Origin of the sequence: Herbiconiux daphne, from assembly GCF_024979295.1 — a bacterium.
Classification (GTDB): Bacteria; Actinomycetota; Actinomycetes; order Actinomycetales; family Microbacteriaceae; genus Herbiconiux; species Herbiconiux daphnes.
Genome location: NZ_JANLCJ010000063.1, coordinates 1 through 1820 on the forward strand (window position 1 = coordinate 1; position 1820 = coordinate 1820).

The 1820-nt window shown below is 39.9% G+C and carries 3 protein-coding genes; all 3 read right to left on the reverse strand.

Annotated features, from left to right (window positions below; translation table 11 throughout):
• Nucleotides 1-227: hypothetical protein (locus tag N1032_RS22840; RefSeq protein WP_259542609.1), on the reverse strand; the 227-nt coding region annotated here is incomplete at its 3' end.
• Nucleotides 228-257: 30 nt separating this feature from the next.
• Entirely contained in the window at nucleotides 258-1481 is a 1224-nt protein-coding gene (locus tag N1032_RS22845) for a phage major capsid protein (protein ID WP_259542610.1), read from the reverse strand.
• Between the two features lie 39 nt (nucleotides 1482-1520).
• Nucleotides 1521-1820: hypothetical protein (locus tag N1032_RS22850; protein WP_259542611.1), on the reverse strand; the 300-nt coding region annotated here is incomplete at its 5' end.

A 1820-nucleotide genomic window follows, 5' to 3' on the forward strand; every position in this document is an offset into this window, starting at 1 on the left:
CTATCAACAAAATAAACACGCTTCAACATTGGAATTTTAGCGTAATTAATCCCATTGAAACCATCTTCACTTTTTAAAATCAAAGTGGGATTTGAAATATCAATATCCCTCTTTAAATAAATATCAAGTGTGGTTTCACTATCAAATTTTTTACCCATGACATTTTCGGCGTCATAAGTTCGGCAAAGAATTAGATCCATAAATCCCCCAATAAAAAAGGCCAGCACATAGCCAGCCCTTTTATTAATTACGATATATTAAGCGACCGTTTCACCAACGAAGAAAACAATACAGTTTTCATTCAAGTCGTTAATATATTGGGCGTCGGCTTTGAACCAGTTATTATAGAATTCAGCGCGGGCGTTGTACTGTACAGTAGTACGACGATCGGTATTTGCTACCGCTACCGCTTCTTTATCACAAATAACACCCAGAATAGCGGCGTTTTTATTACCCTTAGTATTACCTTCAAACGGTAATTTAACGGTTTCGCCGCTAGCGGTTTTAACGTCGATCACGCCGATAGATTTAAAGGCATAATCAGTGCCGCTACCCTGCCAGTATGGGACAGTATCATGAGCCGGGAGGGTCACACGATCTGGATTAAAGGTAGTGGACAGCAGGAAAGTTTCGGACGCTTTCGCAAAGTCTGACAGGAAAATAACATTCTGCAAATCAGACGGAGTAAAGCGAGGTTGTTTCCCAACGTTAAACAGCTTGCTAATTTTGGTCATGCGATCTGAATAGAGCGCGATCTTGTAAGTAGCGAAACGGATGAAATCAGGGTTGCTCAAACAATTAACCGCCGAAATAACGTTAGCCGGAGGCACTGAATCATTATACAGTTTCAGCAGGTTAATAGCCTTAACGCCGGATTTAGAGAAGTCCAGAGTTTTAGAGCCAGCCGTACCAGTACCCAGATCATCAACCAGAGTTTCCGCAACCATGTTATTAATAGCGCGCATAATCAGACCGTCAATTTTAACGGTCATTGAGTTTTCTACGCTGGTCAACAGCATGGAAACAAAGCCGTTCAATTGTTCAGCAGAACTAAACGCGGATTTTAACTGGAGTTCAGTAAAGGACATTTGAATTTCAAAGGTCACTTTGCTGTTAAAGAATTTAGCCTGCACATCCGGCTTTTTAAATTCGTTAGGGCTGTAATCCTGACCATCAGTTAGATCCCAGGATTTATTTTCCTGAGCATCAGGCAACCCGGTAGAAATTTTTTCCAGTACAGAACCGAATTCCCAACCATCCATCAGGACAGAAGGAACACCGCCAGAATATACACGGTTAACGAAAATTACTTTACCGATATGATCGACAAGTTTTTTAACGTAGTTATCAACGTTAGCCGTGTCGAAAATCGCTTTACCAATATCGACAACGTTAGACAGATCTTCGTTAATTACGGCGCTTTCGCCTAATACTTCTTTGGTAACGCCGTTAACCAGCGTATACAATTGTGAGACTTTCATTAATACACCTCTACAAATAAGGGTTAGAACACGGCTACATTAATACACTGTTACAGTCAAATAGTTAACGGTGTCCAAAACAACAGCGTTAATAATATTCGTTTTCTGCAATAAAGACAAGTTATCAAATGCGGTCTTGATTGAAAAAACTTCGTCTGTCATGGTGCGGAATCGATCATTAACAGTATCAACGTTATTGTGATTATCAACCGCTTTATCATCAATAAAAGTATCGCTATTAAATGCGGTTACTTTAGTAACGATTTCCCCGGTAGTTAATTCATTACCCTGATCGCTAATGCTTTCAGTAATTTTATGCCCTGTAGAAGCGGCAATATT